General features: G+C 46.2%; 14 protein-coding genes. 6 read left to right on the top strand and 8 right to left on the bottom strand.

Annotation, left to right across the window (positions count from 1 at the left end; translation table 11 throughout):
* Together ACVBIO_RS17820 and ACVBIO_RS17815 are read left to right on the top strand one after the other, a co-directional pair.
* A partial coding sequence (locus ACVBIO_RS17820; protein ID WP_447173131.1) for a VCBS domain-containing protein occupies positions 1–6,837 on the top strand: 6,837 nt, incomplete at its 5' end.
* Positions 6,838–7,111: 274 nt separating this feature from the next.
* Entirely contained in the window at positions 7,112–8,260 is a 1,149-nt protein-coding gene (locus tag ACVBIO_RS17815) for a putative sulfate/molybdate transporter (protein WP_447162381.1), read from the top strand.
* A 77-nt stretch (positions 8,261–8,337) separates the two neighbouring features.
* Here ACVBIO_RS17815 and ACVBIO_RS17810 read toward each other — a convergent pair whose 3' ends face one another.
* Together ACVBIO_RS17810 and ACVBIO_RS17805 are read right to left on the bottom strand one after the other, a co-directional pair.
* Positions 8,338–9,432, bottom strand: a complete 1,095-nt coding sequence (locus tag ACVBIO_RS17810; protein WP_447162380.1) for an alkene reductase — start codon at positions 9,430–9,432, stop codon at positions 8,338–8,340.
* Positions 9,433–9,473: 41 nt separating this feature from the next.
* Positions 9,474–9,833 carry a hypothetical protein gene (locus ACVBIO_RS17805; RefSeq protein WP_447173130.1) on the bottom strand — a complete coding sequence of 120 codons (360 nt, stop codon included), beginning with the start codon at positions 9,831–9,833 and terminating at the stop codon, positions 9,474–9,476.
* 99 nt (positions 9,834–9,932) lie between these two features.
* On the opposite strand from ACVBIO_RS17805, the gene ACVBIO_RS17800 reads away from it, so the two are divergent.
* Positions 9,933–10,847 (top strand): LysR family transcriptional regulator, encoded by a 915-nt coding sequence (locus tag ACVBIO_RS17800; protein WP_447162378.1) that lies wholly within the window; start codon positions 9,933–9,935, stop codon positions 10,845–10,847.
* Between the two features lie 108 nt (positions 10,848–10,955).
* On the opposite strand, the gene ACVBIO_RS17795 is transcribed toward ACVBIO_RS17800, so the two are convergent.
* The 3 genes from ACVBIO_RS17795 to ACVBIO_RS17785 all read right to left on the bottom strand — a co-directional run bounded on the left by ACVBIO_RS17795 (position 10,956) and on the right by ACVBIO_RS17785 (position 13,923).
* Positions 10,956–11,933, bottom strand: a complete 978-nt coding sequence (locus tag ACVBIO_RS17795; RefSeq protein WP_447173129.1) for a sensor domain-containing diguanylate cyclase — start codon at positions 11,931–11,933, stop codon at positions 10,956–10,958.
* Between the two features lie 140 nt (positions 11,934–12,073).
* A complete protein-coding gene (locus ACVBIO_RS17790; RefSeq protein WP_447162376.1) occupies positions 12,074–12,622 on the bottom strand; it encodes a response regulator transcription factor in 549 nt (182 codons plus the stop codon).
* Positions 12,622–13,923: a sensor histidine kinase gene (locus tag ACVBIO_RS17785; RefSeq protein WP_447173128.1), complete on the bottom strand. Its 1,302-nt coding sequence runs from the start codon at positions 13,921–13,923 to the stop codon at positions 12,622–12,624. Before ACVBIO_RS17785 ends, ACVBIO_RS17790 begins: the two co-directional genes overlap by 1 nt.
* Before the next feature lie 341 nt (positions 13,924–14,264).
* On the opposite strand from ACVBIO_RS17785, the gene ACVBIO_RS17780 reads away from it, so the two are divergent.
* Positions 14,265–16,151, top strand: coding sequence for an alkaline phosphatase D family protein (locus tag ACVBIO_RS17780; protein ID WP_447162374.1), 1,887 nt, complete (start codon positions 14,265–14,267; stop codon positions 16,149–16,151).
* Between the two features lie 439 nt (positions 16,152–16,590).
* Here the strand turns inward: ACVBIO_RS17780 and ACVBIO_RS17775 are convergent, their stop codons facing one another.
* From ACVBIO_RS17775 to ACVBIO_RS17765, 3 genes are all read right to left on the bottom strand, one after another.
* Positions 16,591–17,529 (bottom strand): pseudouridine synthase, encoded by a 939-nt coding sequence (locus tag ACVBIO_RS17775; protein ID WP_447173127.1) that lies wholly within the window; start codon positions 17,527–17,529, stop codon positions 16,591–16,593.
* Between the two features lie 102 nt (positions 17,530–17,631).
* Positions 17,632–18,225 carry an LON peptidase substrate-binding domain-containing protein gene (locus tag ACVBIO_RS17770; protein WP_447164563.1) on the bottom strand — a complete coding sequence of 198 codons (594 nt, stop codon included), beginning with the start codon at positions 18,223–18,225 and terminating at the stop codon, positions 17,632–17,634.
* Between the two features lie 162 nt (positions 18,226–18,387).
* Positions 18,388–19,443, bottom strand: a complete 1,056-nt coding sequence (locus ACVBIO_RS17765; RefSeq protein WP_447162371.1) for an alpha/beta hydrolase — start codon at positions 19,441–19,443, stop codon at positions 18,388–18,390.
* Between the two features lie 207 nt (positions 19,444–19,650).
* Between ACVBIO_RS17765 and ACVBIO_RS17760 the strand changes: the two genes are divergently transcribed.
* Entirely contained in the window at positions 19,651–20,112 is a 462-nt protein-coding gene (locus ACVBIO_RS17760) for a YhcH/YjgK/YiaL family protein (protein WP_447173126.1), read from the top strand.
* A gap of 34 nt (positions 20,113–20,146) precedes the next feature.
* Positions 20,147–20,695: a protein tyrosine phosphatase family protein gene (locus ACVBIO_RS17755; RefSeq protein ID WP_447173125.1), complete on the top strand. Its 549-nt coding sequence runs from the start codon at positions 20,147–20,149 to the stop codon at positions 20,693–20,695.
* Positions 20,696–20,897: the final 202 nt, after the last annotated feature.

Genomic DNA, 20,897 nt, shown 5'->3' with positions numbered 1-20,897 from the left:
ACCATAAATAACTTAGGTCACTGGACTTACACCGCGGATAACTCACAAGCAGTCATTCAAGGGCTCAAATCAGGTGAGTCATTAACCGATACTCTCATTGTTCACAGCGTCGATGGCACCGAGCAAAAAATCACAGTAACCATTAACGGCACTGACGATAAAGCGCAAATTGGTGGCGTTGATACTGGCTCGATATCCGAAAATACCGCGGGTGTCGATATGTCACCCGACCATGCCCAACCGGGAATAGCCACACTTGGCAATGCCACACTTTATGCTGATGGCAAGCTGACCATAACAGACCCCGATGTTGGCGAGTCAGGATTTGAACGCCAAGGCAGCAATGGTTACGACTACCACGGCACCTATGGAGACTTAATCTTACTCACCGATGGCACATGGCATTATCATGCTGATGCTGGGCATAGAGCCGCTATGGGTGCGAGACCCACAACTCGCGGCACCGCGATTGACCAGCTCGGCGAAGGCCAAAGCCTAACCGACACGATTACTGTTCACTCAAAAGATGGCACTTCGCACGATATCGTCATTACCATTCATGGCAGTAATGATCGTCCCTATTGCTCGTCAGAAGTGCTGCTTAATGCGGGCACTGAAGATACTCGCCAAACCATCACTGCTGCGCAACTGCTACAAAATACTGTCGATGTCGATAACAATGATGTCGGACTGCTCACCATTACCAACCTGCATGCAGATCATGGATCTATTGCGATCAATACAGACGGCAGCTTTTCATTCAGTCCTGAAAAAGATTATAACGGCCAAGTGCATTTCAATTACGACGTAAAAGATGCTCACGGTGGAATGACTCATACAGGCGCATCTACCACTTTAACCGCTATCAATGATAATCCAGATGTTGCGCCATTAACCGATAGCATCAAAGAAGGGGCAAGTCATAATCTAGACTTGCTTACAGGCGCTACAGATATTGAGGGCGATACACTTCATATCGAGCAACTGACTTACTCTATCGATGGCGCTCCAAGCACAACACAATTACCATCCGGCCTATCACTGGCTGCTGATGGTCATACCTTAATGATTGATGCGACAAACCCAGCCTATAACCACCTTGCTAGTGGTCAATCACTTAAAATTGCCGTTTCATACCTTGTCAATGATGGTCATGGCGGCCAAAGCCAGCAAACAGCAGATTTAACGATTCAAGGAACCGATGACAAAGCAGCGCTTGTATCTAATGTAATTCAACTCACCGAAAACCAAGCGCTCGATAGTGAATTTAAAACGTACAAAGGCAACCTGCAGCTACTGGATCCCGATAGCGGTGATAAAACTCAATTTGTCTTTAGCGGTAAATATTTAGGCCAAGGTTATGCGCCGGGCCATCTTGATGTTTGGCCCGATGGGTCTTATCAATTTAGGTTAGAAGGCGCTAGAAATCGCCATGCGGACGATCTCATCAGTAGTTTGCATGCTGGCGAGTCGATGGAGATACCGTACGAAGTAGAAACCAACGACGGTCAGAAGCTAACCATTATGGTGAAGGTGACTGGCGAAGATAATCAAGCAAGAATTGAAGTGGCACCCTACTCCAGCATTGATAATCATGTTTACGAAGATCACACCTCCTTCGGAAATACGACCAATCAGATATACAGCGGCGGTAATTTACATGTTATCGATCCCGACCATGACCAAGCAGGTTTTATTGCACAGAATATTACCACCCCAGAGGGCGGTCATTTCTTTATTAATGCCAGAGGTAACTGGGCTTACACCATAGACAATGACAAGTTGCAGCATTTAGGGTCGGGGGAAAGCTACCAAAAAACCTTTACCGTTGAATCTATTGACGGTAGCGCACATCAGAATATTACAGTCACAGTCCATGGCACCAATGATGCACCCGTTGTTTCAGCGCAAGTGCAGCTAAGCCAAGGAACGGAAGATACCGATATACAACTGAGCACTGCCGAGCTTATTGCCAATGCCACTGACGTTGATGACAATGATGCAGGCCAGCTAAGTATTGCTAATTTAACTGCTGATCACGGTACTATTACAGCCAACCCAAACGGTACGTTTACTTTCCATCCTGAAAAAGACTACAACGGCCAAGTCCATTTCGATTATGACGTCTTAGATGCCCACGGCGGCGTGACACACACGTCGGCTAACATCAGCTTAGCTGCAATTAATGATGCAGCAATAATAACAGGTGACAAGTCAGGCTCGGTTACCGAAGACCACCATGTACAAGGGGATGCACTGCACACCGTATACACCACAGGCGTGCTCAATGTGTTAGATCCAGATGCAGGGCAGGATCATTTCCATTCTAGCCGTAATGTCCATGCTATAAGCGATCAATTTGGTGGTTCACTCTCAATAGGCAAAGCAGGAGATTGGACCTACTCGGTACCCAATGCCAATATCCAACATCTTGCAGAGGGGCAAACCGAAACGGTGCAATATGAGGTATTGACCCAAGGCGGAGATAAACAAATTATCAGCGTGACTATCACAGGCACCAATGATGCCCCTGAACTCACGGTCGCGCAAACTACGCCAACCACAGGAACATTAACTGCAACCGATGTCGATACTCAAGATACGCACACCTTCTCAGTGGTTAGCGCTCATGGTCAATTTGGCGATCTGAGTGTCGACTCAACGACGGGAGCATACAGTTATAACCCCAATGCTTCCATTACTGGAATGAGCTACAACAGTGCCACTAATACCTACCACGGTTTAGACGTTTTTGAAGTTAAAGTAACCGATAATCATGGCGCAGAAACGTCTAAGTTCATGACCTTCGATGCCAATGGTCAAGTCACCAGCACTAGCGGAAATCAGCCCCATGTAACGGCAACAGTCCCCACCCCGCCCTTGATCACGGCAAGCGCGCCGAGTCTACCAACGGGCAGCAATACCCCACCAGCGAATGCGGTGAGCCTTGATTTATCCACGACCAGTGACAGTGGCGCTTCAAATACTGACAACTTAAGCAATGACAATACGCCCAGTATCTGCGGCACTACCGATGTGCCTTTCTCTAAGGTCACTATTTACGATGGTAATACCCCTGTTGGCCATGCACTATCTGATGCCAACGGTGATTACACTGCCAACCTTTCAAGCCTGAATGACGGCACACATAATTTATCTGCCAAAGCATTAGCACCATCATCCTTGTTACCAGTCGTTTCGCCACTACTCGATATCAAAGTGGACACCAGTACGGCTGCACCGAATGTAGACTTAGCAGCAACTTCCGATTCTGGCATATCAGATCACGATAACCTGACCAATGAACACACGCCCGTTATTACAGGTATTGCAGAAGCCAACTCAACGGTAACCATTACCGATGAGCATGGCACCATTGTCGCAACAGGAAATGCCGACGCTAGCGGGACGTACCAGCTCACGACAAGTCACTTAGCTGAAGGCGTACATTCAATATGTGTCGCAGCAACTGATGCGGCTGGTAATCAAAGCCAATCAAGCCTAACGATTGAAGTCGATTACACCGCGCCCACTATCGCGAAGGTTAATTTGAAGACTGAAGCAGACCATCAACCGACATTCAGCGGCAGTGTCAGCTTAGACACGGCGCAAGTTGATATTGTAGTGAAGCAAGGCAGTCAAATCATTGAAACCCTGCATGCCACATTAGATGGCAAAGGTGGCTACAGTGTTGATGCAAGCAACTTACCTGATGGTGTTTACGTCGCCTATATTCAAGCAACTGACAATGCTGGCAACCAAACGCCATCAGGTGCAGCAGGTATAGTTGATCGCTTCAGCGTCGATACAAATGCCAATGCGCCAAGCATCAGCTTTGAAACAGCAGGCTCTGATCAGATTTACAATGCTCAAGAGGTGGCAGTTGGAGCGCCAGGCACTATCACAGCGACTGTAGCTCTGCCTGCGGATACCAACCCCGCAGATATCCTCACGATTAACGGCAACAGCCATCAAATTACCAAAGCCGAATTTTTAGCTGGCAAAGTCGAGGTAGAAGTTGCCCCTGGTGCCACCGTTACCGCAAGCATCACCGATCACTTAGGCAATGTTTCATCAATAACCCATGAGACAGCGCCAACAGCAGATTTAACCGCTGCGGCATTAACCTTATCCCTGACTCACGATTCGGGCATTGCTGGTGATCATATAAGCAACGATGGCTCATTGACTATTACAGGCCAAGAGCAAGGTGCCAACGTCGAATATTCAATGGATAACGGTCAAACATGGAGCCAAAGCTTTACCCCAGTGTCAGGGCACAATACTGTGAGCGTGAGGCAAACTGACCCTGCGGGTAATGTATCGCCAAGCACCCAGTTCACCTTTACTTTAGACAATCAAGTCGCAGCGCCCAGTGTTGCATTACAACATGATAGCAGCGCCCATTCGTGGCAACCTGCCGATCTCATCACTAAAGATGGCCAGTTAAATATTACCACTGAAGCAGGCGCTAAACTGGAATACTCTATCGATGGCGGACATAGCTGGACGACACAGTTCACGCCTATTGAGGGCCAAAATAATCTGCAAGTGAGGCAAACTGATATTGCCGGAAATACCTCGGCAGCCACCAGCTTTAGTTATACCTTAGATACCACGCCAGTCACTGTCACTGTTGACCCAATCTCAAAAGATAATGCACTCAATGCCGTTGAGAATAATCAACCTCTCGTGATCACAGGCACAAGCGCTAACATTGCCGCAGGCGATCAGGTCTATGTGAAGTTAGATGATAATAGTGTTTATGTTGCAACCGTGAAAGCAGACGGAACTTGGCAGCTAACGCTCAACGCAGCCGAGCACCAAAGCCATATGGCCGCCGATAAAAACTATCCCATTAAGGTGGGCGCAGTTGATGTTGCCGGTAACGTAACACCAGAAATAACCACCCATTTACTGGTTGATACTCAAAACCCAATCCCTCATATCAGCGTAAATCCAGTCACCGCCGACAACATAATTAATCTCGCAGAGTCAGGACAAAGTATTAATATCAGCGGCCAAGTCAGTGGTGACTTTAATACCGGAGATGCTATTAGCTTAAGCATCAATGGCGCTACAATTAGCTCACTTACAGGCTCCGTCGATGCTCAAGGGCATTACTCTATTGCCGTTCCTGCACAGACTTTAATTAAAGCGAATATCCACAGTATTTATGCGACGGGGCAGCAACCCATTCACTCTATTGAAGCCACTGTTATCACCACAGATAGCGCCGGTAATCTCGGCAGCGCCACGACGGGCACACAAGCCTTTACCCTTGATACTCAGGCAAATTCAGCAATTCAGCTTGATCCCATCACCAGCGATAATGTTATCAACGCACAAGAGAGTGGTACCGATATTAGCGTGACAGGTCAAGTCAGTGGTGATGCACATCAAGGTGATATCGTTAACTTAGTTGTCGGGCAACATAGCTATAACGCAACGGTTGATCATAGCGGTCACTTCAGCGTTAATATCGCAGGTGCAGAGCTAGCCAACAACGCATCAATCACAGCAAGCGTTACCACCACAGATACTGCAGGTAATCCAGCTAGCGCCAGCCAAGTCTTGCACTATGCCACCGATACCCAAGTGGGTATGCCAAGTATTACCTTTGAAAGCCCTGGCAGCGATAATGTCTACAGTAAAGCAGAAATTGCTCAAGGCCATACAGGGACAATTACCGCCACAGTGCATGCCGCAGCTGATGCCCAAGTAGGGGAACACCTTAATATTAATGGTGTCGACCATGTGCTCGATGCCAACAGTTTAGCCCACGGTATTGCCCTTGAAGTGGCGCCAAGCAGTATAGTCAAAGCCATCATGACTGATGAGTACGGTAACGTTAATTCAGCACTCAATATCGCCGCTGGAGCAAAGCCTGAACCCATAGTGGTAACAGCCCCACCTGGCAGCCATCATATCGGCGCATCTTTGGGCGCACCGACGTTACTGCCAACCCAAACCCCAGTTCCAGTTGCCGAGCAAGGTTGGAAAATATTGGTTAATGGCCACTATCAAACCTCCTATACCAGCCAATGGGGCACCTTATCGATAAACCCCAAAACAGGGCAGTTGAGTTATCAAGAGCACGCCAATACCCATACAGGGCCCCATGGCTCGGCGCAAAATGTAGGCGTACATGAAGATAGGTTCGAAGTCGCGCTACAAGGTTCACACCATGATGATGTGGTGATGCATGTTCAAGTGAGCATACTAAGCCACGGGCCCGGCAACAGTGGAAAACTGACATTAGGCTCAGAAGTGCTCGATATGACGGTCACCCCGACCTTTAGCCACCCAGCATCACCTGCGACCGTAGCCAATGATGCCCCTCAAGACGATCCTGTGATTAATGTCGTTATTGATGGTCCAATGCAGGCTGATGATTTCGTGCAGGCAGATGATTTAGTACAGGCAGATAATACGCTCACTCATACTGGCGACGATTTAAGCTCTCCCCCTCAAGAGCAAGCCCCAGCAGCAGAGCAGCAAGCCCCCGCCGCCCAAGTCGAAGCGTCAGAGCCTATCGATCACTATCTACAGATGGTCGGTATGAGTCATCACGATCTCGCGCCACAAAGCGCTGCGTCATCGATGAATGATTTGCCCGAAATGCAGGTACTCACCAGCAATGAACCTGATACCGATATGCTCGATACCAATCAAGTCGATGCGTTTGACAACCCACTGCTTGATGACGATAAGCATGATGTACACCATAACGACTTAACCACTCTTGATGATGCTATTGAGCATCAAGGCGTTGATCAAGCAAACGATGATGATCTACTCCATCAAGCTTTGAACGATATGCATAATCAGCTTTAAAGATCCGATGTCACAGCAATCCGTGAACCGATAAAAGCAGTGGTCACCCTACCACTGCTTTTTTGCCTCCAACCTATTACCAAATATCACTAAAGAGGTAATTAAACACTCATGAATATTAGACCTATTGACCATAAGATTGAGCGGCATGTGCCAACTTGTCTCTATTGCGTTGGAATATAGCTTACTCAATCGGCTTTTACGGCGTATTTGTCATTAAATTCTTGGCATTAATCTTGCGATGTCCCAGTGACTATTTCCTACGGCAAGCTTTATGAGATGTAAGACAACACCCTTTGACACCCTCAACAAATATTCAGGGGAATTTAGCGGCGCCTTTGCCGACTTAGGTACCTTTCTCCCGTTAGTGCTTGGCCTTATCGCCTTAAACCATTTCTCCCCACAAGGGATCTTTATGGGCTTTGGCTTATTTGCACTATTTACCGCTTTTTATTATCGCCGCCCAATTCCAATCCAACCGATGAAAGTGATCACCGCATTAGTGATTGCCCAAGGACTCACCCCAGGTATGCTGCAAGCCAGTGGTATGTTGATGGGGATCATTTTATTAGTGCTAGCCTACAGTGGCGCAATAACTTGGATGGCAAAACAGTTATCCCCCGCCATCAGTATTGGTATTCAATTAGCCATTGGCCTGCAACTTATTTGGCTCGGCGGCCAGATGATGAGCCAAACCTGGCTGATTGGTTTTGTCGCTTTTACTGCGTTATTTGCCAGCCAGTTTTTACCTATGCGTTACTTTGCGATGCCGCTAGTCTTGGTGCTGGGAATTCTCTGGCAGCTCAATAGTGGCACTGCGCCAAGCTTTAACCTTTCAGTATATTCGCCATGGCTGTTAAGCTGGCCAAGCATCGATGAATGGAGCTCTGCTGCGGGCTTACTTGTGCTGCCACAACTGGCACTGACCTTAACCAATGCTGTGATTGCCACCTCTGCGATGGCGAAAGAGAAATTCCCTGAAGATGCTAAAGATAATTTTGCACCAGAACGCTTTGCCACTAGCTCAGGCTGGGCTAATTTATTACTCGCTCCGTTTGGTGCCAGCGCCATGTGCCACGGCGCTGGCGGCCTTGCAGTGCAATACCACTTTGGCGCCCGCACCTGGTTAGCCCCTACTATTTTTGGCTCAACGTGTTTACTCATCGCCGCTTTTTGGGGCCAGGGGATTGCGTCTATTTTGTCGCTGATCCCATTGGCGATATTAGGTAGTTTGCTGGCGATAGCAGGCACACAGCTAGCTTGGTCTAAGCGCTTTATCGACGGTAAGCCTTTCTGTATTTTCGTAATTTTAGCCACTGCAGCGCTCTGCTTACTGGTCAATACCGCAGCAGGCCTAGCAACGGGTATTGTGCTGGAGATGGGCCGACGCCAATGGCATCTGTATTCCGACCTTAGGCACTAAAGTCAGTTGTTATTTGCAGCCACTCTGAACCAAAAGGACGCATAAGCGTCCTTTTGGTTATTAACCGATAAACCTAGCTAGTCGCTATAGGCTGGGTAATCGATATAACCTTCTGCTCCACCGCCAAACAGTGGGCCTTTGTTAAACTCCGCTAAGGGTAGTTGATGCTGCAACCTATAAGGCAAGTCTGGGTTGGCTATAAATGAGCGACCAAAGGCCACAAGATCGGCATAACCTTTTTCAATCACCGCGCTGGCACGCGTTACATCATAGCGCCCTGCCACAATAATGGTGCCACTAAACACTTGTCTTAGCTTGATGCGAAAACGCTCAGGGATCTGCGGAGCATCATCCCAATCAGCTTCTGAAAGGTGCACATAAGCAATCCCCATTTTGCCCAGCTCTTGGGCCGCCAGTAAAATCGTCTCAACGATTTCCGGACAGGCCATATCTTTAAAGGTAACGAACGGTGCGAGGCGAACTCCCACTTTGTCTGAGCCTATCTTTTCACTGACCGCGCTGACAATATCTAAAAGAAACTGAACCCGCTTTAGTGGTGAACCACCATATGCATCGCTCCTATGGTTGGAATTTGTGCGTAAGAACTGATCAATTAAATAACCATTACCACCGTGGATCTCTACCCCATCAAAACCCGCATCAATCGAGTTTGTAGCCGCTTGAGCAAAATCAGCAACAACACGCTCAATATCGGTTTGCCCCATCTCCCTTGGCGTCGGACAATCCACCATCTGACCATCTGGATGCGCTTCATCGACCACCCAAACCTGAGTATCTGTCGGTTTGATGGCAGAGGGGGCGATTGGCGCTTCCCCCTGTTGAAACACCGGGTGTGATACTCGACCCACATGCCATAGCTGATTAAAGATTTTGCCTCCCGCTCGATGCACAGCACTTGTGACTAATTGCCAACCGCTGATTTGCTGCTGCGTGTAAACACCAGGAGTGAACGAATAGCCTTGGCTATCAGCTGAGATCTGCGTCGCCTCACTAATGATTAAACCCGTTGATGCCCTTTGGGCATAGTAAGTGGCCATCATTTTATTCGGAGTGTTACCCGGCTGGGTTGTTCTCGAGCGCGTCATAGGTGCCATAACCATACGATTATTCAGCGATAATGATGATTTATTGTAAGGGGTGAAAAGGCTCATAATAGCTCCTGATGATGCGTAAATGTACCCAATAATTATTGCTATTTTTCATCAATAACTTGTAGCTCTATAACGAGTTTATCAAGCTTGATAAAAACCTGTAGCACTGCACTATCAGGTACCTGACGCACATTGTATTTAAGTGATAATTGGTTCAGTTGATGAGTCAACACCGGTAAATTCATATCCACGTCAAAAGCAATATGACCAAATTCACAAGTCTGTACACGCTTAGATTCGATAATGTGTACCAAGGCTTTATCACCTTGGTACAACCAAGCCCCGCCGAAGGGAAACCCCGGTCGATAGCCAACATTCAGCCCTAGGATGTCCACCAGCAAATGTTGCAGTTTGCTGTTTTCAGCAGCCACAATATTGAGATGATTAAAGCGAATTGCCATTGTGCGTCTCCAGCGTCCCATCAATGTTCTTAGTCTATCCCCGTTAACTTATTTTGATAATTAGGCTAGTATTAAAATCATTTTCAAAAAATATTTGATATGTATCATCTCAACGATCTACAACTTGCGATCCGTATTGCCGACTTACAAAGTGTATCTGCCGCAGGGCGAGAACTCGGTATGACACCTGCAGCGGCCAGTGCTGCGCTGCAACGTCTAGAAAAAAAGTTGGATTGTTTGCTATTTGCCCGCTCTACACGGCAGATGACACTCACTGAAGAGGGCCATGTTTTTATTGAAACTGGCCGAGAAGCAATACAGCTGCTCGATAGCGCAGCAGCAGTCTTAGCCGATAATCGTGGAGAACTCAAAGGTGAGCTAAAAATAGCCCTCCCCTCAGATCTTGGTCGCAACTTGGTTAGAGAGTGGTTAGATGAGTTTTGTGAACAAGCACCAGAACTAAGGTTAAGCCTATATTTCAGCGATCAAATGGCTGATTTGATCAGCCAGAATGTACATTTAGCTTTGCGTTATGGTCAGCTAGAGAACTCAAACTTAATGCGGCGCCAACTGGCGATGATGCCGCGAGTCGCCGTAGCATCTCCCGAATATCTGGTAAAATTCGGTGTTCCTTCGCATCCCAAAGAGCTGATTAATCACAAAACACTAATCCTTACCCGCGGCATAACACCTTGGCATAAATGGCTATTTAGTCATAAGGGAAAAGAGTACGAAGTAGCAGTAAAAGCAAGCAATAGCTGTAACGATGGCGCGGTAATTCAAGACTGGGCTTTAGCGGGAAAAGGGGTAGCCTACAAAAGCTGGTTTGATGTGGCTAAGGCAGTGCATCAAGGAAAATTAGTCTTACTTTTTCCTGAACACCTGGCGGTAAATACGCCACTGCAATTGGTGTACTTACAAACGAATTACCCCAGCCATAAAGTGAGAAGTGTTATCGACTTTTTAAGGCAAAAGTCGCTAACATTTGCCAAACTGTATCCGCTGCCGGGTTAATGCACTCCTAACCTTAACAAACATTTTGCATAACAAAGCTAACAAGCTCCCTTTAACGGCAAACTGAATATCCACAGCATTTATCGCCTGAGTGACTCAGGATTTATTTTATCCAGCAGGGCATTGTTTACGTTTAAGCATATCCTGATCAGCGGCATCTAGCAGTTGCTCAATATCGATAGACTCATCTACCACACAGCTACCTATAGAGACTGTAAACCTGGGTAATTTTTCAGAGTAATCGCATTGCTCAAAGGCAGCTATAAGGCGTTGCTTCAGCTTGTCTAATCCTACGCCATTTTCTATCGCTACCAGAGCGACAAACTCATCGCCACCAAAGCGGCCAATGACATCGGCTTCACGTACCGTATCGCTTAATACCCGCGAAACCTCTTGTAGAACAGCATCGCCGACTCCGTGTCCATGTTGATCGTTAATGGCCTTAAATTGATCAATATCGAGATAGAGCAAACAGAGCAAACTATTGGTGCGTTTGGCAAGCTTAATACGTTGCTCCGCCAATATATTAAAACCACGTCGATTGTTGATGTTGCATAGTGAGTCGGTGATGGCCAATTGCTGCATCTGCGCATAGCTACCAATTAAGGCAAGATCCGACTCTAGAAGTTCTTTAAGCTGAGCGATCAATTCAATGTAAGTTTTTTGATAGTCAGTCGCTTTATAATCCATCACGCAGAACGTGCCAAACGTTGTACCACAAGGCCAAAACACCGGTACGCCAAGATAAGAGCGAAAGCCATCATTATGGACTTCAGGGTTGCTATCCCAGCAAGGATCTAACACAGCATTGTTGACGTATAATGCCTGACCCGTCTCGACTATTTTGCGGCAAAAAATGTTTACTTCTGGCTCAATGACCACACCCGAAGCGTAGGGGTTAGATTCCTGCTCACTGGAGATTGTGACTTGGAAACCTTCTTTGGTGTACTGCACTAAGAAGCCTGCTGGCGCATCGAACAACTTGGCAAGTAAATTAACCGTTTTCTGCCACTTATCTAACGAAATTAAGTCATTAGGATTGTCGAGCAAAAAAGTATCGGTCGCAAAAGCGGGGGAGTTTTTCATAGATAATTGCTACTTTCTGTATTGATGCCACTCTGCGTACAGTATAACCCTACATCAATACATTACACCGAAACTCTCCCATTTAAACCATCACTATGCCAAACAAAATCGATTTCCATTACAAAACGCTAAGCTTTACGCTATGACACCTCACGATGATCCGCCGTAGGTTTTTTTAATAACTTGCGTTGTAAAGTGCGTCGATGCATTCCCAGCTGACGAGCTGTACCAGACACATTACCGTTATTGGCATTTAGCACCTGCTGAATGTGTTCCCACTCCAAGCGTTTTGGTGATAATGGCTCTTCAGTTAAGGGCTCGCTCCCATTCTCGACTGCTGTGGCTGATAGTGCATTTAGCAAAGTTTGGGTATCAACAGGCTTAGCCAAGTAATTATCGGCTCCGAGGCGAATAGCCTCTACAGCAGTGGCGATACTGGCATAACCGGTTAGCAATACCATCACCACATTCGGTAATAGTTGCCTGATGGGTGAAATAAGCTTTAGCCCATTCTCCTGCTCTAGCTTCATATCTAACAACACGTGAGTTGGACGAAACTGCCTCGCTAATAATAAACCTTGGCTGGCATCGTGACTCTGGCGACATTCGAATCCTTGCTTAGTTAAGCGTCGAGCTAATACACTGGCTAAGGCTGTATCGTCTTCAATAATAAGCAGCTTATTTGTCATTATGCCGCTCCTTGTGTCAACATTTTCGGGCTGATAGGAAAACAAACCTCAGCAACCGTGCCGCCCTCTTTTGCGCTGCCAAGTAGTAACTGTCCACCCAAACGTTCAAAGCTTGCGTTACTCAGGAGCAATGCCATCCCCATCCCTCTTTCGCTTTCGATCAACTTTCGCCCCAATTGTAATTGCATCTCTTTGGGGATCCCCGCGCCAAAATCTTTAACCGAAATACATAAACTGTCACTTTCTGTCGCTATCAGCGCCGACACAACAACCTTGGCTTCACCAATGTGAGCCAAACTTGCACTGCTGGCATTTTCGACCAACGCCAGTAGGGCTGGAAGTAAGCTGGCATCGGTTTTTATTACAACCTGATCAACAGCGATATCTGTTGGCGTTTTGAGGTACTTCAGCTCTAAAGTGATTTCAGGCATTAATAACAATACTTGCTGCTGCAGCGTGGCTAACAATTCATTGGCTGTCAACAAGCTCAGCCTCTGCTCTCGAATAGACTCTGTTGCCATTCGCAGCGAGTTGAGTGTTTGCTCGCATCGCACGATGGCGGTGTTCATCTCTTGCAATATTTCAGGCTCACTACTCTGCTCTTCCACTGCTTCATCCACCAGCAAACGTAAGCTCGCTAATGGCGTCGCTAATTGGTGCGCCATCTGCGCTGAAGCAGTCCCCAGCGCCAGTAACCTCTCTTGGCGTAATTGTGCCTCGCGCATATAACCTAGCTCAACCTCCTGCTTTCGCATGCGCTGAGCAATATAGGCCACACTGGTGGTCAGTACCAATGCCGAGATCAAGAAGTTAAACCACATACCAAGGTAATGAGAGCTCATATCCATACCATGGTGTTTCATCTGACTCTCGGGCACTGAAAAAATCATCAAACTATAGGCAAAGGTCGACAAAAGTGCCAAAGCCCAGGGGGCCCACTGGGGTAAAACAACCGCGGCAATAGCAATGGGTAATAGCAGCAAAGAGATAAATGCATTCGTTGCCCCGCCTGTAAAATAAAGCCAGGAGATCCAAAACAGGGTATCGATTAGCAAGACGATGAAAAAGCCATTATCTAGACGAGCAATTGAACCTCGATGCCAAAAAGTAACACCTAGATAGAGCGCTTCTAAACTCATCCCCCAGTATAAGACTGGGCTAGTAAGAGATAAGCCAAAGGTATCGGCAGCAAAAAAGGTCAAGCCGATCTTCAATAGCAACGCTCCGAATCTCAGCAAAGCTAGCTGATCGGTGGCACCAAGATTGCGTATGAGTAAGTTTTTAAAGCGCGTATTCATCATGATGATCATTCTTTATTTTTATTGTTTTATCGATTTTTATCGTTAAGCCAGCCATTGCGTTACGCAGGCTGGCTGCTCAAAGGCAGTTGCGATTCCAACCTTAAAAGATAACGTGCTTTTACTCGCTAAACTGGCAAGTCGCTCACAGCTTAATGCGCTACACCGCTGGTCTTGAGCGTTATCTGTGGCGGGAGTCACAGGAATAAAGAGTTTGCCACTGCAATAATATACATAAGCACTCAAACATCAACGAGCATATTGACGAGCTAGCATAAGGGGTTTTCTTCCGCTAAGCACTGGTTTACTCTTGAGAAAGCTTACTTTTACTGCAGAGCGTTTTAATGCCATCAGCACACTCTCTTCCGCTCATTATTGCTGGCCCAATGCTGCGCCATTGCGATGAGCAGCACTTCACTTTATGGTTTGTTAGTAAACAACCTCTATCAAGGTTACGTTTAACGTTAATTGGCGCCGAATTTGACCGCGAGTTAAACGACTGTGAAGTCCACTGCATCCCACTTGGGAAACACGCATACCAATATCTGCTCCGTCTGTCTCAAGACCGACTATTACCAAAAGATATCGCCCTTGAGTATCGACTTTTTGATAGCGAAATAGGTGAACTATTCCATCAGATTGATGGGTTAACCTATCCCGGAGAAGAAGCATGCCGGTTTACCATCAAGCCCCAAATCGATAAGTTGATGCACGGCTCATGCCGTAACGCACACCATCATAGCAGTGACGCCTTAGTCGCCGCCGATACCCAATTACTAGAGTGTAAAGAGATTTCAGATCGCCCCGCATTACTTATGATGAGTGGAGATCAGGTATATGTTGATGATATTGCGGGGCCTATGCTCTATGCCATTGGCGAGGTTATTAAGCTGCTTGATCTGCAGCAAGAACAGTTTGTCGATGCTCCACTGCCTGACTCCAGCCATATTAGTTACCAGCCTGCCGCCATGTATCGTCGTCATACACATTTATTACCTAAAACCCAATACAAGGCTAAAACGCTCATTGCTCGTTGGTACATCAACCATCCTATTTTTACCTCATCAATCGCTGAAAACCACCTCGTCAGTCTCAATGAGTTGATGGCGCTCTACCTACTCTACTGGTCACCAGAGCTTTGGGAGCTCATTGAGATCCCAAAAGATGTTATCGGCTTAAGCAAGGTCAATAATCAAAGGTGGCAGAGAGAGTGGACCCATCTTTTAGCGTTTAAAGCAGGCTTAAAACAAGTTCGGCGCTTAATGGCACATGTGCCGACTTATATGATTTTCGATGATCACGATATCACCGATGACTGGAACCTCACAGCTAGATGGGAACTCGCCGCATACAACCATGCTTTTTCAAAACGAATAATAGGTAATGCACTGATTGCTTACACACTTTTCCAAGGGCTTGGCAATGCGCCCAAGCGTTTCGATAACGACATCACTCCAGAGTTAAATCGATTTTTTAAGCATCCCAATGCAGAGTCCCAAGATAGCCTTATCGATAAATTACTTAGCTTCGAACGTTGGCATTACAGCCTACAAACCACACCTAAACTGTTAGTGCTCGATACCCGTACTCGACGCTGGCGCAGTGAGTCGAACCTAGGTAAGCCATCAGGGCTAATGGACTGGGAAGCCTTAATGGAGTTTCAAGCGGAGTTAGTCAATCAACCTAATGTCATCATAGTATCGCCAGCTCCTATGTATGGCGTAAAGCTGATTGAGACAGTACAACGAGTCGCCACGCTTTGTGGTGGGTCTTTACTGGTTGATGCTGAAAACTGGATGGCTCACCCAGGCACAGCCAATACCTTACTGAGTATCTTTCAGCACAGAAAAACACCTGAGCAGTTCATCATCTTATCGGGCGATGTGCATTACTCGTTTAGCTATGATGTACGTATTCGTTTTCGTCATGGTGGGCCACAGATTTACCAAATCACCTGCAGTGGCTTTAAGAATCAATTTCCAGAAAAGCTACTCCCCGTTTTCGACAAATTTAACGGCTGGCTATATGGTCACTTCTCGCCACTTAACTTTTTCACTAAGCGCAAGCGTATGTCCATTCGAGGCAGACGCCCCAATGGCGAGCGCAGCAAGCGTTTAGTTAATAATAGTGGTATTGGCATTGTAGAGATTGCAGCAACGGGTGCCCCCACCAAAATAGGCGTATTACATTCCGACATGAGTGAAACCGAGTTTTTACCGCCGAGGCATTAGAACCTAGGTCTTAGGAAAAGCAGGTTAGAGATCCTAGTTCCTAGGCAAAAGCAAAGCCCTAACGGCCGATAGAAGCCGAGAAAGCTAAGACGGAAAAGCCAAGACAACAAGCAAAAGAAAGAGAAGATAAAAGCGATGCCTGTTTTTAGGTCGGTATTTATGCCGCCTTTTGACTGTATAGCAGGACGAAGTCCGCTCTAGCCGCGAAGCGTCCTCGAAACGAGCAGGCGAGTGATCTAGGTTGTTTATGGCTGTTAGATTAGCCTCTGGAATTGAGTGCTAGCAGGTCCTAGGTTCTAAGTTCTAGGTTCTAAGTTCTAAGTTCTAGGTTCTAAGTTCTAAGTTCTAGGTTCTAAGTTCTAAGTTCTAAGTTCTAAGTTCTAAGTTCTAAGTTCTAAGTTCTAGCAAGAGCTTGCCAATCAATAAGTTAGTAAAACAGCTATAGACTTTGTACTTCATTTTGCAGGTTAAAACCTTCGCAGCTCATATCGATATGCTCTTGAGTGATTGGATCGATAAAACATAAGCGCTTCGCCATCAGCTTCAGCGGCGTAGCGAAATCATCGGCCGCTTTATCGAGTAATTCTGGGTAAAGTCTGTCGTTTAAAAGTGGCATACCGAGACTCATCATATGTAGCCTTAGTTGGTGGGTTTTTCCGGTGATAGGCTCAAGCTCAAACAGGCCAAAACCATTATGCACTTCTATTAAGCGGATCGTAGAGTGACTATTGGCCTCACCTTCGCTAATGCACATCAGAAAACTTGGAACCGTTTTCTGCAAACGGTTTTTAACCGTCCATGCCATAGGAAGACTTAATGCGCCTTGGGTTATCAGTGAGTTAACCTCAGCATTTAAGGGCGCTATCGCTTGATAAGTTTTGCAGATCTCGCCACGCTTAAATAACTCATGGTAGTCATGTCGAGTATCGCTATTTAAGCTTAGCAGCATCACGCCCGCTGTCGCTCTATCTAGGCGATGAGCCGCCACTATCTCTTGGTTCCCGGTCTTTATCCGCAACCTGTTAACCAAACACTCATTAACGAAGTTACCACTCGGGTTCACCGCTAAAAAATGAGGCTTAAATACCAGCATAAACGCATTCGTCTGTAGTAAAACCTGTTCTTTAAAGGGGATGATAGATTCGCACTCTACTTCACGGTAATAATAGACCCGTTCGCGAGGGGCAAAAGGCGTATCTAGAGTAATGGGCGTGCCATCGCGCCAATGCACTTTTCCCTCAACAATACGTGCTTGCCACACGGCTTTGGCGATTGTGGGAAACTGACTAATGAGGAAGCTAAACACTGTGGGTTTATCGGTTACTGTTTCCGGTAACACCACATAGGAGGCTTGGGTAGCGCGAACAGAGGAGCTCATAAGACTCAAAATATAGAGGTATGCATAATAAAAGTGGCGCTACTTTAGCAAATAGCAGTCTATTATCAAAATCGACTAAAAAGTGCCTATTATCAAAATGACTTAAGAGTGCTGATTATCTCTAGCATGGGATTTAATTAACTCCAGCACAAAATTCATTGTCTTGTGGCAATTTGGCTGGTCAAGTAAGCGCAGCTTGTCTTGATTATAAAGAGGCAGCACCTCTAACCAGCGCTGACTCACCCAAGACGCATCTTCAAGGTGGACGTCATTTTCATACAAACCAAATAGATCCGGGTTAACTTCATAAAACTGCTCTAGGGCGGCGCTAATTAACTCAAACTCACCATAAATGGGCTCATGTTGCCAATTATTGCTACGTAGTACGCGACTGATCCAAATACCATCTTTTCGTTGCGCAGCCGACAGTACTCTCACTCTTTGCTTACCCTCAATCACTAAACCTAAAGAGTCATCATCAAGCAGATTAAAATCGATCACTTCACATTGAGTCGCCGTCTCATAGCAAGGTAAGCTACTATTTTCCCTCCCCACTCCAAAAACAAGCGGGTAATGACCTTTGAGGATCTCAGCGATCATGCTCAGATAGCGTGGATCGATCACACGGATCTCCAAACGCCCTTCGGGTAACAACAAGGTGTCATGGGTTAATAACGCCATTTCTTGTGTCTGCATAATAACCTCCCCCCTTTAATAGGTAGGCCACAGTATTTTGACTTATGTCAATAAAGCTAAAGTGTAGCAGCTGAACAAATTTCAGCCAGCACACAACACCAAGCTCTCCCTACCTAATAGACAGGAAAACGATGGGCTTTATTACACAAACATGCAGATAGGCTATAACCTCTCAATCCGCTGTAGTAAGGTCCCTTTAGCTATAACATCAGCTAAATCATCAGCTAATACTTGGCTAATCGCCACGGATTGACGCCAATACTTAATTCGGCTATCAGTGTCTAAGTACTTAAAGTCTTCTCTATCGGGTAACTTGCCATAGGGCAAACCCTGCAAGTAATTCTGAGTGGGAGCCAAGATAAGTGCATTGTCATAATTGGCTTTCGCCAACCGCCAAGACAAGGACTTATCAAACCAGCCCGGTGACATGTTAGGGTAGAAATGTGGGTATAAAGTAAGGCCTGAACTCTGTTGTAAGGGCAAGTCAAAGTGATAATCAGTAATGCCACCATCGTAATAGTGCCCTTTGGGCGCCCCCTCAATTTGGGTAACCGGAGACAGCACCAAAGGGATAGAGCCTGTCGCTAACAAGACTTGATGCATATTAGCTTCTGATAACGAGTAAAACTGACTCGGCAGATCGTTAAGGTCGGCATAAGGGGAGCACTTTTTATCAACACCAAAAACGCAGCGCTTAAAGTGCCAAGATAGGCTCTTTCGATTAACAAAATTGGTCATGGCAGCAGTCGCTAGCCCCAAAGCTAATGGTCCACGTCCACCCATCTGGTTAAGGTGCCTTGCCTGACACGCAATGTAATGGCTATTGATCTGTTCATGTCCAGCAATCTCAACCGCACCGCGACTCCCCAATAATCCCTCTATAATGCCTGCAACCTGAGTAGAGACCTCTTTTGCTGTCGGTTTAGTATCGTAACGCTGACCAATGTAAAGCGCTTCTAATCGGTCATAAGCTGATTGCGGATTAGCTTGCGCTAGACATGCCAGTCGCCACGCCCCCGATGAAGCGCCGAGAGTATGCAGCGGCTGATTTAAGTCTTTAAAGAACTCGGTAAAAAGATAGCGGTCGAGCCCAGCAATACCGATCCACTTAGGCCCGCCCGAGGCTGCCAGCAAGCGTGAAAACAGTTCAGGTTTAAATCCATTCTCGCTCAGAGTGTTAAAAGCCTTTGGCCCGGCGATAAATCGTAATGCAGACACACTCATCCTTATTCGGTTAATTATTTTCAGTTTCAATCAGTCTACGTCATACCCTAAACTTGATGCTTAATCGACGCAACAGGAAGTATTATCTTGTATCGCCTAACTTAAGTTAGCGTTACACTTCGCCCTATAAACGGTGCGTCTATTGGCGTGCTTTTGTCTAACTAATTAATTGGTCAGATTCGACCACTGCGAGCAAACATCATGATTGTTGATACGTTAGCGAACCGCGACATCTATGCTGCGATTAACCCACAAATTGCTAAAGCCCTTGAGCATCTTGCAACGACCGATTTTAGCCTGCTTGAAGTAGGTAAATATGAACTCGAAGGCAAGAACTTGTTTGTTATCGTTAATGACTACCAGACCCAGCCTAAAGAACTTGAAGCATTTGAAGTCCACCACCAGTATATTGATGTGCAATATGTAGTGAGTGGCGAAGAGGAGTTCGGTTACCTACCTTTAGCTAACCAAACCCCGTCGAAGCCATACTATGGCGAACACGACTACGCTAATTTTGATTATGAATCGAATAAAGATGACGCCGCTTTTATTCCACTAAAAGCAGGTATGTTTGCCTTGTTTTTCCCTGGTGACATCCATATGCCAGGCACTGGTGCTAACGCAAATAAGGTGAGAAAAGTGGTCATTAAAGTTAAGGTTTAATAGCAGTCAGTATCAATATTTCAAGGATAGAATAATGCGCTTTGTCAATTTACTCATTGTTTTGCAACTTAGCTTTCTCAGCCCATTCGCTATGGCTTCCATCACGCCTGACGAACTACAACAAATAAAAGCGATACAATTTAATGATGGCAAGGTCATAACGTCCGGTCTACCTAAGAAGTCTGAATTTCCAGCGCTAAAAGCATCAGGTATCGAGTTGGTGATCAACTTAATCCCAACAGAAAACCCTAACGGGTACTCCAATGAAGCTGAGCTGGTCACTCAAGCTGGTATGGACTATGAAGGAATTAATGTTGATTGGCAAAACCCAACAATAGATGATGTTGGCCACTTCTTTAGCATCATGGAGGCTAATCAAGATAAGCAGATCTTAGTGCACTGCGCGGCAAACTATCGGGCATCTGCGTTTTACTACCTTTATCTATTAAAGAACGGCCACAGCGACTCTATTGCTTATCAACAAAAAGTGATGGCACCTTGGGGCGAGCTAACTCAAGCCTTAGCTGACTACCCTCAATGGGCAAACCTTATCGAACAGGTAAAAGCGAATATCAATGAGTAAGCGTGTCGTCTCAAGCCCGAACTCTCATCAATTCTAACAAGCGCCCAATCGGGCGCTTTTTTATTAGCGATAAGCTCTCCTCTTCACATTAGCCATAACTCAAGCTGTCAAATTCGTGATCTTGATCATTATTACCAAGCTGCTAATATAGCCAAGCAGAATTAGTTATACCAAAAAAGAATAACAGTATTTTAACGGCACA

Source organism: Shewanella sp. 0m-8, from assembly GCF_052977265.1.
Note: the sequence above shows the minus strand (reverse complement) of the source record. Positions and strands in the feature narration are given on the sequence as shown.